Source organism: Sphingobium sp. CCH11-B1, from assembly GCF_001556865.1.
In the GTDB taxonomy this organism is placed as follows: Bacteria; Pseudomonadota; Alphaproteobacteria; order Sphingomonadales; family Sphingomonadaceae; genus Sphingobium.
The window spans coordinates 63,300-77,429 of sequence record NZ_LSJY01000028.1 but is presented as its reverse complement, the minus strand read 5'-3'; the positions used below and the strand labels follow the sequence as shown (position 1 = coordinate 77,429).

The window sequence follows — 14,130 nt, the reverse complement described above, 5'->3', positions numbered from 1 at the left end:
GACCATGCAGCCCGGTGACCACACCCCAAATTACACCTCATTGACGGACGTGACCCGGCCAGGTCATCCAGTTGATCTGCAAGCGCTTCGCTCCGGCTATCCATAATGTCATCAGGTGGCGGGCCTTCCTCCCACATTGATTCAGACAAGCCAAGGGCGGAGAGCGCGGATGACGCGTCATGCCCCCTCCCCCGCCGCCGGGCGTTATGGGCACCGCCTTTTGGCCCGGTCCGCGATCGTCCCGGTCGCTGCCGCGGGTTGGTTGGGCACAGACTTGGCTTGACCGCGCCTTGGCTCCGCCGCCAAAGAAGCGGATGACCAGAGACCAGATGATCGACCTGCTGTTAGCCCGCCTGCTGCGCGAGCATGGCCGGAGCAAACATCATTGGCGCAAGGCCATCGGTGCCATCCGGCTATATGACCGGGAAACCCACCCTCATTGTAACTGGTCGGTGACGCCCACGGGCAGCGTGCGCGACGTGGCGCTGATCGAAAGCCTGCTCGACGATATGCGGATTGCCCATCCGTTGCTGAGCTGAAATTGGTGAAAGGTGGGGAGCCAGATCGCCATGGCCATGTCTGGGCGCTTGAAACCCATTCCTACTGAAGAACCTGCCGACCATCGGTCGGTCATTCTGATTCAAGAGATTCTGATTCAGGAGCCCCGAATCGTGGGTATGACATGAGTCGGAGAGGGCTATCCTGACCTGCCGGGGGATGTAAGCTGACTGGATGGGGGCTCTTCCCTGACCGCCAGGGGGCCTTGTCCTGACCTGTCGGGGCCTCGGCGCGGATCGCCTTGTTAGGGGCTTTTGCATCCTCGTCCATCCCGCGCAGGCAGGGGGCGTCCTGACCGGATGGGGGCTCTGCCGCTTCCCTGACCTGACTTGACCACTAAGGTCAGGTCAGGCATCTTCGCGCCCCATCATGGCAGACGATTCGGCAGATGTGAACGGCCAGACGCCCAATCGCGCCATGCGCGTCGCCGCAGCGCTCGCGCATCGGGATAATGATGATTTCGCCAAGCCCGGCAAGCTGGTTGAGGTTCGCTTCATCAAGGGGCAGTCGCTCAGCCTGACGGCCTCTCGATTGCTGGCGCTGATGATCCTGACCGCGGGGGGGGACGCCTGGCGCGACATTCCGCACAGGATGCGCAAGGCGGACATTCGCCGCGGGCATAAGGGCAATGAACGCATCGCCGATATGTTGGAGGAACTTCACCGCACGCTGTTCGCGGAAGACGATACGTCCTGGCGCGGGCGCAAGGCGACCCGGCGTTTCCCCCTGATCCAGATGTCCAAGGAAGAGGTGGAGGAGGAGGGCCATGAAGGAGGGTGGATAGAATGGGAATTCACCCCCGATGCGCGGCGACTGATCCAGGAATCCGAAACCTATGCCGTGCTCAATCGGCAGGCAGTGTTGGGCTTTCGGTCGACCTACGCGCTCCGGCTGTACGAGATGGGGGCGCTTCGCATCCATAGGCGGCAATCGACCTGGAAGGGGGACGTGACGGCTCTGCGCGCCGCGCTGGGAATCGATCCTGACGTGTACAAGGATTTTGCCCAGCTGCGCCGGAAGGTTCTGACTACGGCCAAGGCGGAGATTGATCAGCTCGCTCACTTCACGGTGGAGTGGAAGGAGGTGCGCCGGGGGCGGGCCGTCGCGGAGATCGAGATACGTTTTCAGGCGAAGGATGCGCCGCAACAGATTTCGACGGTCGACGAACTGGAACGGCATTCCGCAGGCCGGCGGTCCCGGCGAGACGGCGAGACGGAAAACATCGTCGGCCCGGCGGCTGATCCAGGGGCACGCCCCCTCCCCGCCCGGTCTCGCTCGCAGGATGGTGAGGCGGACGGGGCGACGACATTCCCGCCCGGCAGTCTCCATTATGCTCCGACGCCCTTGTTCAGGGATATCGCGCGGGTGCAGGGTGGAGGATGGGACATTGACCTCATCGCTGCCGCCTATCGGGAACATATGGGCGCAAGGCTGCAGAACCTGTCCGGGAACAAGCTCAAGCAATCATGGACGGGTTTTTGTGAGAGCTATGCTTCGCGGCGGGGCCGGCCCTGATGCCATTTTGCACCGGTGCAAAATGGTGATCTCGCCCCCGGTTGGTCAGGGCTGCCGGGCTCGCACGTCTGGTGGATCAGCGCCTCGATAGAAGGCGCCCCCATTTGGTCAGGATTCGCCCGGACCCCGAGGGATATGACCGGCGCATTCGCCCGGCCCCGGGCCTTCTCAGCCGCCGCGATCGCGCACGAACCTGCGTCCATTTCACACAAGCGGCACCCGCCTTTCCACTTTTGAAAAACGCCTCATCATTGACAAAAAATCGCAAGTGCGACCATAATATGCCCAGTTTCAAAAATGGGGATGTAAATGGCAAGCGTGCCTGCCGATCAAATCGACGCGAGTTTTGCCGCGGTTTCCGATCTTGCCGCGCGGTCCAATGCGGTTTTGGAACGGCTGCGCGACAATGCGCAGGCTGCCCGCGCCAATGAGCGGCGGGAGCCGACCTTTCCGATCGGGAAAGCAGCCGAGCTGATCGGAAGGACGACGCAGGCGATCCGCGAAGCCGAGCGCGACGGTCGCCTTCCCGAGCCTCCGCGCACCGAAACCGGACGGCGGGTGGGCTATACGCTGGCGCAGCTCAACGACATGCGCGGCCTTTTCGGCACCCGCCCCTGGCGCGCGCCCGACGATCCCTGCACGGTCGTCGCGGTTCAGAATTTCAAGGGCGGCGTGGGTAAATCCACCGTCTCGGTTCACCTGGCCCAATATCTCGCGATCCAGGGCTATCGCGTCGCCCTCATCGATTGCGACAGTCAGGGGTCGGCAACGACGCTGTTCGGATATGTGCCGGATCTCGACCTGACAGAGGATGACACGCTCTATCCATTCCTTCGCCATGACGACATCGGTTCGCTCGACTATGCCTTGCGCAAGACGCATTTTGACCAGCTTGAGCTGATCCCGGCCAATTTGCGCTTGTTCCAGTCGGAATATGAACTTGCGGGGCGCATGGCGCGGGGCCAGTCCACGCTTCTGAACCGGCTCGCCGAGGGGATACAGTCCATCGCTGACCGCTTCGACGTGATCGTCATCGATCCGCCGCCAGCCCTGGGTGCGATTTCACTGTCCGTCCTTCGCGCGGCGAATGCGCTCGTCGTGCCGGTCCCTCCTACCGTGATGGACTTCTCATCGACGGCCGCTTTCCTCAGCATGCTGGAGGAGACGATGGCGCAACTGCATGAGATGGGCTTCCCGACCGGGCTCAGCTTCCTGCGATTTGTCGCCTCCAAGGTCGATGAGGGCAAGTCGATGCAGAAGGAAATGCTCAACCTCATGCGCTCGCTTTACGGACACAACATCGTCCGCACGCCGCTCAAGGATTCGGCGGAAATCGACAATGCGACCGCGCGCTTGATGAGCGTCTATGAACTGGACGGTCCCCTGACCAGCCGCTCGGTGCGGGAGCGTTGCCTGACTTATCTCGATGGCGTGAATGCCGAGGTGGAGATCGACATCCGCATGACCTGGCCCAGCCATGCGGCGCGATTGCGTCAGGAAGGACATGCCTGATTTTGCACCGGTGCAAAATTGGCGGCGGCGCCCGGACGCCCGCGAAGGAAAGGAATGAGAGATGAGCGGGAAGAACAAGAGTTTTGCTGAGGGGCTGGCGGCCGGACTCGTTCCCGGCGGAGGGGATGTGCCCCGCGCTCGGGGCCAGATGGGATCGATCCTTTCGGGGCGAGAGAACCGGATCGCGCAGCTGGCGTCAGGCGCCATCGTGCAACGGACGCACGAGCTGGTCGATCCTGCGCGCTGCCGGCTGTGGGCGGGGCATAACCGCGACTATGCTCTATTGAATGAGCAGCGATGCGCAGACCTCATCGAAAGTCTCAAATCGCAGGGTCGCCAGGAAGTCCCCGCCATCGTGCGTCGCGTGAGGGGCGATGCCGATCATGATTTCGAGATCATATGCGGCGCGCGGCGTCACTGGTCGGTGTCATGGCTGCGGGCCCATAATTATCCCGAATTTCGTTTCTTGGTCGAACCGCGCGAGCTGACCGACGAAGAGGCTTTCCGCCTCGCCGATCTGGAAAATCGCGCGCGGGAAGACATTACGGATATCGAACGGGCTCGAGACTATCTGAAGGCGCTCGAGGGCTATTATCAAGGCCATCAGGGGCGCATGGCGGAGCGGCTCAACGTGTCGCAAAGCTGGCTCAGCCGCTATCTCGATCTGGCCCGCTTGCCCGATGATCTCATGATCGCCTTTCCCGATCCCCACGCGTTGCGCATCAAGCATGTCACCATGCTGAAACCGCTGCTGAAGCCGGACGACCAGCGCAAACGGGTCACGTCGCGCGCGGCGGAACTGGCGCGGCAGTGGCAAGAGGGGGGAGGGGGGCTGCCCGTCGTTGACATCATCCGCGACCTTGCCGGCGCGGCGGCGGACGCCCCCAAGAAGACAGGTGTCCCCAGGAAGACAGGATCGGACAATATCCTGCGCAATCGCGAGGGCAATCCGATCCTCAAGATCGACAGGCAAACGCCCAGGCAAATGACATTGACCCTCCTCCCCAAGGGCGGCGGCACGCGAGAGGAGGCCGAAGCGGCTTTGCTGGCGCTGGTCCGCGACCTTTGGGCCTAGCCTGAATCCTCGGCGCTCGCGGCCAGCCCCGTCTCCGCCTCGAACGCCTCCATCTCGGCATCGAACCGACGCAAGGCTTCGTCCAGCGCGGGAGAAGGGGGCGAGGCAGCAGCAGGACGGCCCAGGGGCGCTGAGCGAAAGCCGAACCGGATCGCCAGGTCTCGGCTCATATATATCTGCCAATTATGCCGATCGCTGACTTCAACGATCAGGTCCAGCGCGGCGGCCCGCCTGAGCAGCTTGCCCGCGCCCGAAACGCCGATCTTCAGCAGGCGGGCCGTCCGGGTCGGGCTGGTGACGGGGGTTTGCATCAGCATCGCGCCAAGGCTGGTCAAATGTCCGGGGCGTGTGGTCGCGGCAATCCCTGCCGCGAAGCGCCGTCGATCAGCTTCCATCGCGTCCAGCACCGCCATGCCATCCTTCGCCCTGGCCGTCAGCGTTCGCAAATAACGGCTATGAATGCCCGTGGCGCTGAACCCCATCCTCAAGCGTTTGTCAGGCGCGACCAGACAGGGCAGGGCGGCCCGCGTCGCGCCCAACCGTTGCAGAAGAAGCGGAAGGTCCAGCCATGGCTGCCCGCCGGGGACTTGGCGAACCTGCCGGGCCTGCAACTCCAGCGCACGGAGCAATGCCAGCCGGTCCGCCCAGCCCGGTGGCGGATCAAAGGAAAAATGCAGCCCGTCAGTCCAGTGACGGTTGCGCCTGTCGTTCAGCCGGCGTTGCCAGTCGGGAAGAGAGGCCAAGGGATCGGCTGTGGTTGCCATGGTTGCACGGAAGGGCAGGGGAACGCCGCATTGCTGCCCAAAAATGTCGATTTCCTCGATTTCATTCCCTTCCGCTGCAATCGCCTCGGCATAGCCGATCCAACTGGCTCGCAAACGCCAGGATGAAGCCAACAAACTGGCTGAAATCCGTTCGTCCAGCCGTGCGATCTGGGCGCTCGCTTCAACCAGCGCCCTCACCAGATTGTCGGTCCATCGCGGGTCGGAAAGGTCCGGGCAAGACGCATTCATGCCTCTAACTATCCCGAAATGAAATTCCAGTCTATATGCAGATGGTGCATGCCGGTAGCGGACAGGACAGGGAGCAGCATTGTAAAAGCCAAGGATCGCAGATGGGCACCTGTGTGAAAGAACATGCCTTCCCGCCGCTCTATATGCCCTTCGGTACGGGGTCGGCACAAATCAGTGGCTTGCGCGTTGGCGCTGCAATGATTCAGATCAATTTGGGATGACTTGTGTTGCGAGGTTCGCGTCAGTATCGCCTCGGAGAAGTGCTGCCGTCGGCGTTGCTGGCCGGCCGCCGCTCTAGTCCTTGGAGAGCCCATGACCGCTGACGCCATTCCGGGCGAACTGAGGGATTATTTCGAACGGTCGACTGTCGCTCTTTCCCTGGGGGCGGCGGACGGGGATCATGCCCTGCGACTTACCAACCAACGCTTTCATGAATTGACGGGCTATGGCGCAGGCGAGATCATCGGCCGCAACTGCCGGTTCCTTCAGGGCGAAAGCCGCAATGAGGAAGCGCGGGGCCAGATTCGGGAATTTCTTGCCGACGATCGACGGCCCAATGTGCGCACGCCGATCGTCAATTTCCGCAAGGACGGACAGCCCTTCGTCAATCTGCTTTACATGACGAAGCTGCGTGCCCAGTCCGGCGCGCTTCTCTACATCTTCGCCTCGCAATTCGATGTCAGCCGGACCCAGCCAGGCCTGCTGGCCGAATATGACAAGAGCCTCGGGCAAACTCTCGTCGGCCTCAGTCCCGTGCTGGCCGACAGCGGGCTCATCATCGAAGGGTCGCTGATGACGATCGCGAACGCCGCGGCCACGATCGCGCAGGCCAAATTGACGCTGGGGCAACTTGATCGCGAGCACCTGCTTTGACCGACGGCCCTGCATCGTCCGCTCGACTTCCGGTCGTAGGCATAGGCGCGTCGGCCGGGGGGCTGGAGGCGTTGCGCGACATGCTCGCGCCGGCGCGAGGCGTCACGGGCATGGCCTTCGTCATCGTCCAGCATCTCGACCCCAATCATGAAAGCATGCTGGCGCAACTGCTCGATCGCCATACGGAGCTTGAAGTGCTCCAATGCGAAGGGGGCGAGCGCATAGAGGCGGACAAGGTCTATATCATCCCGCCGGGCCATGGCCTTGCCATCCGCCAGGGCAGGCTGGAATTGACCGATTTCGCCCAGCCGCGCGGCCTGCGTCGTCCCATCGACGATTTCTTCATTTCGCTCGCGGCTGATCAGCAGGCCGACGCGGCCTGCGTCATCCTTTCCGGCACGGGGGCTGACGGCACCACCGGGTTGCGCGCGGTCAAGGAACATGGCGGCGTCTGTCTGGTCCAGCAGCCCGAAAGCGCTCGCTATGACGGCATGCCGCTGTCAGCGGTGGGCACGGGCCTGGTCGATTATATCAAGCAGCCGGGCGAGATGCTCGATTGCCTGTTCGCCTATTTCAATCGCACGGTCAGCAGCGCCCCGGAGGTCGAGGCCACGCTGGTAGCCGACCATGTGGACGATCTGTGCAAGGCCCTGCGCATGGCTGTCGGGCACGACTTTTCCGGTTACAAGCGAACGACGTTCATCCGCCGGGTCGAACGGCGCATGCATGTGCTGGGGATCGATTCCGGGCGCGCTTATCTGGCACGGGTGAAGTCGGATGCGGAAGAGTGCGAGGCGCTCTTCCGCGACCTGCTCATCAACGTGACCCGATTCTTCCGCGATGCCGAGCTGTTCGATCTGTTGCGCGCGAAGGTGGTGGACCCGCTGGTCAGCGAAGCCGCAGGCGAGGATATTCGCGTCTGGGTGCCCGGCTGTTCGTCGGGTGAAGAAGCCTACAGCATCGCGATGCTGTTCGCGGACGCGGCCAGCGCGGCCGGGCTATCGCCGGCGACGGTCCAGATTTTCGCCACCGATATAGACGAGCGGATGCTCCAGATCGCGCGGGAAGGGGCCTATCCCTCAGCAGCGCTTGCGGACATTCCGCCTGCCTTGCGCGAGCGCTACGTCATTCCGCACGCGGAGCGTTTCGTGATCGCGCCGCAGATCCGCGACATGATCCGCTTTTCCAACCATAGCCTGGTCAAGGATCCGCCTTTTTCGCGCATTGATCTGGTGTCCTGCCGCAATTTGCTGATCTATTTCGATGACCGGCTGCAGCAGTCGGTGATGCCGCTGCTGCATTATGCGATCTTGCCCGACGGCTTCCTGTTCCTTGGCCCTTCGGAAAGCGTGGGCCGGTTCGAACATCTGTTTCCCGTCGTCGATCAACAGGCCCGCCTGTTCCGGCGCGCGCCCGGTCCGCCCAACTATCCGATCGATCTTCCGGGCAGCGGGAGGACCCGTCATGCGCGCGCCGACGCGCCGAGCTTCCGCAACAGCGCGCGGCGCGGCGCGGACGAAACCGTGGCTGCCCGCCGCATCGTGGATCGCTACGCGCCGCCCAGCCTGCTGCTGGATCAGGATGGCGGCATCATCGCCGCTTATGGTCGGCTGGGGCGCTATTTCGATTTTCCGGTCACGCGCACCGGCGGATCCAGCGCGATCAGCCTGGCGCGCAGCGGCCTGCGCAATGTCCTTGGCCCGCTGTTGCGCGAAGGGCGGGACAACCGCAAGCGCATCGTTGCCCGGGACGTGCGGGTTGTCTCCGAATATGGCGAGCAGCAGATCGACGTCATATGCGATCCGCTGCCTGACGGCACCCTGCTCTTCATATTCCGCGAAACCGCGCCTTTCCGCCCGGCGCTGGAGGGCGATGTCGACGAACTGGATTCGGGCGACGATCATCTCGACGCGCTGGAGGACGAACTGCGGGTCACGCGCCACCGCCTGCGCTCGACCGTCGAGGAACTGGAGACGGCGAACGAGGAGCTGAAAAGCTCCAACGAAGAAATGATGTCGATGAACGAGGAGCTCCAGTCCACCAACGAAGAGCTGTCGACGGTCAATGACGAACTGAAGTCGAAGGTCGATCAGCTGACGGTCGCTAATTCCGATCTGCGCAACTTCTTTGAATCCACGGATCTTGCCGTCATCGTGCTGGATGCGGACCTGCGTATCCGCAGCTTCACCGATGCGGCGACGTCGCTCTTCCCGCTGCAACCGGGCGACAGGGGGCGCCCGCTTGGCGACGTGTCGACCAGGCTGGAGGGCGGCGCCTATCTGGAGGACGCCCGCGCCGTCGCGGACGGCCACGCGCCCATCCAGCGCCGGGTGACGACACGCGACGGCCAGCGCACCCTGTCGCTCCGCACGCTCCCCTATCGGTCCCAATCGGGCACCACGGATGGCGCGACCCTCGTCCTCACCGACATCACAGAGGCGTTGTCGATGGAGCGGGATCTGGCGGCGGAGCGCGAGCGGCTGGACATGGCGATCAAGGCAGGAGGCATCGCCGTCTGGGAATATCTGGTCGATACGAAAGAGACGATCATTGACGATTATGCGCGCGCGATCCTGGGCATTGCGCCGGAAACCGGATCGACTGACGAGGAAGCCCGCCTGGCCCGCATGCACCCCGATGATCGGGCCGACTTCGATGCGGCCTGGGCCGAAGTCATGGAAAAGGGGGGCGAGTTCGAAGCGAGCTATCGCATTATGGATGGCGGCGAAACGCGCCGGCTCAAGAGCTTTGGCCGGATGGTCGAGGAGGATGGGGCCCGTCGCCTGGTCGGCATGTCGATCGACGTGACGGCCGAATATCGCGTGGCGGAAACTCGCGAACTGATGCTGCGCGAGATGAACCATCGCGTGAAGAATCTGTTCGCGATCGTGGGCGGCATGATCTCTGCCGGAGCGCGTTCGCATCAGGAGGTGCGGAGTTTCGCGTCGGACGTGCGGGAGAGAATTTCGGCGCTCGGCAGGGCGCATTCGCTGGCGTCTCCCAGCGGCGAATTGCAGGCGATCGACCTTGGCGAACTGATCCGGACGACCGTCGCACCCTATGTGGATCATGCCGAAATCATGATCGAGGGTCCGCTCTGTCGCATCGAACGATCCTGCCTCTCTCCACTGGCGCTGATGCTGCATGAATGGGCGACCAATTCGGTGAAATATGGCGCTTTGGGCCACGCGGGCGGGAAACTGGCGATAAGCTGGACGGTGGACGCGCAGGGCCTGGACATGCAGTGGCGCGAGACGGGGGATCAGCCCGTGACCCTGACCGACGGCGCCGGTTTCGGCACCATCCTGGTGGACACGTCGTCCCGGCAGCTGGGGGCGGCCGTGACGCGCACCGTCGAAGGCCATGATTTCATCATCGACATCCATCTGCCGCCCAAGGTGCTTTCCGATGACTAAGACCGTGATGCTCGTGGAAGACGAACTGCTCGTCGCCTTCGATGTTCAGGACATCATCGAGGCGGCGGGCTTTGCCGTCGATGGCCCCTATGTCTCGGTCGCCGAAGCCCTTGAGGCGGTCGACCGGCAGCTCCCCGCCTGCGCGGTGCTGGACGTGCAATTGCAGGATGGGGAAGTCTATCCGGCTGCCGACCGGCTGCAGGAGGCCGGCATTCCGCTGGTCTTTCATTCGGGCCACGCCGACGCGCATATCCTGCGCGCCCGCTATCCCAGCGCTGCCGTCTGCGGAAAGCCCTGCTCTCCCTCGAAGCTCAAGGCGACGATCGCGAACCTGCTCGAGGAATGATGCCGTGTTCGCCCCTGCGACAAGAGCGCTGGAGGTTCAACCTCGCCAACTGATCCCGACCCACAGGGTGCGGGGCGTGCCAAGATCGATCGATCCACCCGCATTGCGGGTGACGATCCGTTCATCGAACAGGTTTTCGCCCCGCGCGATCACGCTGACGCCCCGACCAACCGGCAGGCGGGCGACCGCGTCAACCGTCAACGCATCGGGCAGAACATCGCTTTGCAGGTCATCCTCATATTGCCGCCCGACATAGCGGACGGTGCCCGACAGGAAGGGGCCGTCCACCGGCGCATAAGCCAGCGTGGCGCTCGCCATATGCCGGGGCACCTGGGCGGGGCGCAACCCGTCCATCGCGGTGCCGGGCGCCCGGACGCTGCTGTCGCTATAGGCGTAGGAGGCCGAAAGGCTCACATCGCCCGCGCGGGCGGCCGCCGTCAGTTCGATCCCCTTGGCCACGATCCGCCGGACATTCCGTCGCTGGCGCGTGGTGGCGCTGAGCGTGACATTGGCGATGGCGTCGTCCAGCCGGTTGTAGAAGCCGGTTGCAGACAGCGTCACGCCGGGGGCCGGCGTCAGGTCGATCCCGGCCTCCGCGCCCTTCAGCTGTTCCGGGTTCAGCCGATCATTGGCCTGGGTGGTGATCGGGAAGACCACGAAGGGACGATAAAGTTCGTTGAGCGTGGGCAGGCGAAACCCGCTATAGGCGGAGGCCCGGAACGCGACGGCGTCATCCGCATGATAGAGCAGGCCCGCACGCCCGGAAAAGGCCCAGTCCGACCGGTCGGCAAAGCGGGTTCCCGTCGCCGCGCCGGTCGCGGCATTCACCTGATCGTAAAAGCCGCCGCGGATCGACCAACGGTCGGCGCGCGCCCCGCCGGTCAGCACCAGCCGGCCACCCAGCGCCTCAGGCGTCCAATCATCCTCGACGAAAATGCCGCGCGTCCATTGCTCGCCCCCGGCATGACGCAGGAAGGTGCGCGGGTTGGCCGCGACATTGGCGTTATAGGCATCCTCATACATGTCGCCGGTCGCATAGCGCGTGTCGACGCCCAGCCGCAGCAGATGCGCGTCGCCGACCGGCGGGCGCAGCTCGATCTTGCCGCCAATGCCGGTCGATGGCGTGTTGCGCTGGTCCAGCGACTTGCGGAACGGGGTGTTGGAGGAAATGACGATGTTCGAGAAGTTGCGCGCCTGAAGATAGGCAAGCGCATCGACCTGCCACGCCCCCCGATTGATGTAGCGGATACTGGCGTCCTGCCCCTGGCTCATGCTGTCCGCGCCGGCGAAGCGCAGCGTCCGCCGATCCTCGAACAGGGTGGCGCGGAACTGCAGTTCCGACGTGGCGGACAGCGGCGCGACCGCGCGCAGGTTGGTCGACCAGCTATCATAGGCGGCCGGCACGGTGGCGGCGACCCGCTGGTCCTTGGGCGTCGTCTGAAACCCGTCGCCCCGATCCCACCGGCCCGAAACCGACACATAGCCGCCGCCCAGATCCTGGGTCAGGCCGGCCGAAAGTTCGGTCGCGTCCCGGCTGCCGTAAAAGGCGCTCGCGGACAGGTCGGGCAACTGGTCGCGCGTGGCGCTCGCCAGTTCGATGGTGCCGGCGACGGCGCCCGCCCCGAACGCGCCGATGCCGCCGCCGCGGGTCACCCGCACCACGCTCAAGCGGTCGGGAACCAGCGCGCTGAAGGGAATATAGCCGAAGAAGGGATCGGCCACCGGCACGCCATCGAGCAGCACCAGCGTTCGGCTGGACGCGTTCCCTCCCAGCGCGCGCAGCGTCGCCCCTTGATTGGATGGGTTGGACGACCGGCTGTCCGACCGGCGGAACTGCTGAAATCCGGCGACGTCGCTCAATATATTCTCGATCCGTCCGGACGCGCTGTCCGTCAGCCGTTCGCGCGGGATGACGACCGATCCATAGGCCGGCGTGCCGGGGGGGAGGGGCAGGCCGGCACCCGTCACCACGATCATCGCCGTTTCCGGGGTGCTGTCGGGCGTCTGGGCGACCGCAGCGGCGGGCGCGGCCAACATCATGGCGGGAAAGAACAGATTTTTCACGGCAACCCCTCTTCTGTGGCCTCCCCATCGGAATTTTGCATCGGGATTGCAAATGAAAAGCCGGTTTCATGGCCGCCGTGGGAGGCATATTGACGCAAGTTATCCGCGACTTGCGCTCAGGACTTGGCGGCGAGCGCGCTCAATTCCTCCAGGTCCAGGTCGCGCTCCAACTCGTGCAGCGTATCCTCATCGATGTCGCCGGTGCGGTGCAGGCGCAGCAATTCCCTGCGCCCGGCCGCGACAGCCTTCAGGATCAGGTCGAAATGCGCATGCAGCTGATCGGCGAATTGCGCTTCCTGCCCGGCATAGGATGTCGCGATGGAGGCCTGGCGCTGATAGCGGTCCAGCAGGCGGGGGTGGATGACCGTGCCTGCTGCGTCGCGGGCATGCACTTCCACGACCTTCAGCTGCGCGCGGGCCATCGCCGCTTCCGCCTCGCTCATCGTCATGCGGGGCCGGTCCGCTTCGGGTTCCTCCAGTCGCATCAGCCGGATCACCGCGCCCAGCGACATCCCCTGGATCAGCACCGTGCCGATGATGACGGCGAAGGCGGTGACCAGGATGAAGTCGCGGCCGGGGAAATCCTCCGGCACGCTGAGCGCCACCGCCAGCGTCACCACGCCCCGCATGCCCGCCCATGCCAGCACGGTCGCGCCGCGCGGCCCGATCGGGTGGTATCGCTTGAGGCCCATCGCCCGCAGCAGCATGATCAGCGCGTCGGACCCGAATACCCAGAGGAAGCGCGCGGCGATCAGCGCACCCAGGATCGCCAGCACCGGCCCCGTCATCTCCTGCAGCACCAGGTCGAAGCCGCCGACGCGATCGATCACGCCGCGCAGCGAGGATCCGATCAGCAGGAAGACGAATGCTTCCATCAGGAATATCATCACCGCCCAGAAAGCGGTGCCGTTCATCCGCACCGTCGCTGTAAAGACGACATGCTGATACCAGCCGCAGATAAGGCCGGTGGTGACGGTCGCGATCACGCCCGACAGATGGCCGCTTTCCGCCAGCAGGTAGGACGCCCAGGGGGCAAGCAGCGATGAGGCGATCATCAGATATTTGTCGTCCAGCCTGGGCGCGAGCAGCACCCAGGCCGCGCCGACCGCCGCCCCTACCACCGCGCCGCCGATCGCCAGCAGCGCGAAGCTCTCCATCGCTTCGACCATGCTGAACGCGCCGGTGACGCCTGCCGCCACGGCGAACCGGAAGAGGACAAGGCCGCTTGCGTCATTGAACAGGCTTTCGCCCTCCAGCAGGATCGCCAGCCGCCTGGGCAACTTCACCCGCTGCAACACGGCACGCGCGGATATGGCGTCAGGGGGCGAGACGATGGCTCCCAGCGCGGCGCAGGCCGCCCAGGGAAGGGCGGGGATCAGCCAATGCGCCACGAGCGCGACCACCGCCGTTGTGAAAATCACCGCCCCGACCGCCAGCCCCACGATGCCCAGCATATGCCGTTGCAGGTGGCGCAGGGCGATGAACCAGGCCCCGTCCATCAACAGTGGCGGCAGGAATATGACCAGCACCAGTTCGGGGTCGAGCGACAGGACCGGCAGACCAGGCAGGAAGGCGAAGAGCGCGCCCCCCGTCAGCAGCGCGACGGCCGGCGGCAGTCCCAGCTTGTGCGCGATGAAGTGCAGCAGAATGATCGCCAGCAACATGCCGATCACCAGTTCGAACATCTGCAGCGCGTTCATGCGGCAATCCCCCTTGCTCCAGACCCTTAGCGTTCCCGTTGCCCACGATCCATCCCTG

The 14,130-nt window shown here is 64.3% G+C and carries 11 protein-coding genes; 8 read left to right on the top strand and 3 right to left on the bottom strand.

The features are described 5' to 3' along the window. The first annotated feature begins 329 nt into the window (after positions 1–329). From AX724_RS03905 to AX724_RS03890, 4 genes are all read left to right on the top strand, one after another. Entirely contained in the window at positions 330–539 is a 210-nt protein-coding gene (locus tag AX724_RS03905) for a hypothetical protein (protein ID WP_443018641.1), read from the top strand. Positions 540–975: 436 nt separating this feature from the next. Then, positions 976–2,073: a replication initiation protein gene (locus AX724_RS03900; RefSeq protein ID WP_066763775.1), complete on the top strand. Its 1,098-nt coding sequence runs from the start codon at positions 976–978 to the stop codon at positions 2,071–2,073. 309 nt (positions 2,074–2,382) lie between these two features. Further along, a complete protein-coding gene (locus AX724_RS03895; RefSeq protein ID WP_066763756.1) occupies positions 2,383–3,585 on the top strand; it encodes an AAA family ATPase in 1,203 nt (400 codons plus the stop codon). A gap of 61 nt (positions 3,586–3,646) precedes the next feature. After that, a complete protein-coding gene (locus AX724_RS03890; RefSeq protein ID WP_066763754.1) occupies positions 3,647–4,660 on the top strand; it encodes a ParB/RepB/Spo0J family partition protein in 1,014 nt (337 codons plus the stop codon). Here the strand turns inward: AX724_RS03890 and AX724_RS03885 are convergent. After that, positions 4,657–5,673 (bottom strand): hypothetical protein, encoded by a 1,017-nt coding sequence (locus tag AX724_RS03885; RefSeq protein ID WP_066763752.1) that lies wholly within the window; start codon positions 5,671–5,673, stop codon positions 4,657–4,659. The genes AX724_RS03890 and AX724_RS03885 overlap by 4 nt on opposite strands. A 35-nt stretch (positions 5,674–5,708) precedes the next feature. Between AX724_RS03885 and AX724_RS23875 the strand changes: the two genes are divergently transcribed. From AX724_RS23875 to AX724_RS03865, 4 genes are all read left to right on the top strand, one after another. Beyond that, the gene (locus tag AX724_RS23875) at positions 5,709–5,894 is read left to right on the top strand and encodes a hypothetical protein (RefSeq protein WP_066763750.1); all 186 of its coding nucleotides are present in this window, start codon (positions 5,709–5,711) and stop codon (positions 5,892–5,894) included. Between the two features lie 91 nt (positions 5,895–5,985). Beyond that, positions 5,986–6,546, top strand: a complete 561-nt coding sequence (locus tag AX724_RS03875) for a PAS domain-containing protein (protein WP_066763748.1) — start codon at positions 5,986–5,988, stop codon at positions 6,544–6,546. Further along, positions 6,543–9,962 (top strand): chemotaxis protein CheB, encoded by a 3,420-nt coding sequence (locus tag AX724_RS03870; RefSeq protein WP_066763745.1) that lies wholly within the window; start codon positions 6,543–6,545, stop codon positions 9,960–9,962. Before AX724_RS03875 ends, AX724_RS03870 begins: the two co-directional genes overlap by 4 nt. After that, the gene (locus tag AX724_RS03865; protein WP_066763742.1) at positions 9,955–10,308 is read left to right on the top strand and encodes a response regulator; all 354 of its coding nucleotides are present in this window, start codon (positions 9,955–9,957) and stop codon (positions 10,306–10,308) included. The genes AX724_RS03870 and AX724_RS03865 overlap by 8 nt, the downstream gene beginning before the upstream one ends. Before the next feature lie 36 nt (positions 10,309–10,344). Here the strand turns inward: AX724_RS03865 and AX724_RS03860 are convergent, their stop codons facing one another. Together AX724_RS03860 and AX724_RS03855 are read right to left on the bottom strand one after the other, a co-directional pair. After that, a complete protein-coding gene (locus tag AX724_RS03860) occupies positions 10,345–12,348 on the bottom strand; it encodes a TonB-dependent receptor (RefSeq protein ID WP_066763773.1) in 2,004 nt (667 codons plus the stop codon). 140 nt (positions 12,349–12,488) lie between these two features. After that, the gene (locus tag AX724_RS03855) at positions 12,489–14,072 is read right to left on the bottom strand and encodes a Na+/H+ antiporter (RefSeq protein ID WP_066763740.1); all 1,584 of its coding nucleotides are present in this window, start codon (positions 14,070–14,072) and stop codon (positions 12,489–12,491) included. Positions 14,073–14,130: the final 58 nt, after the last annotated feature.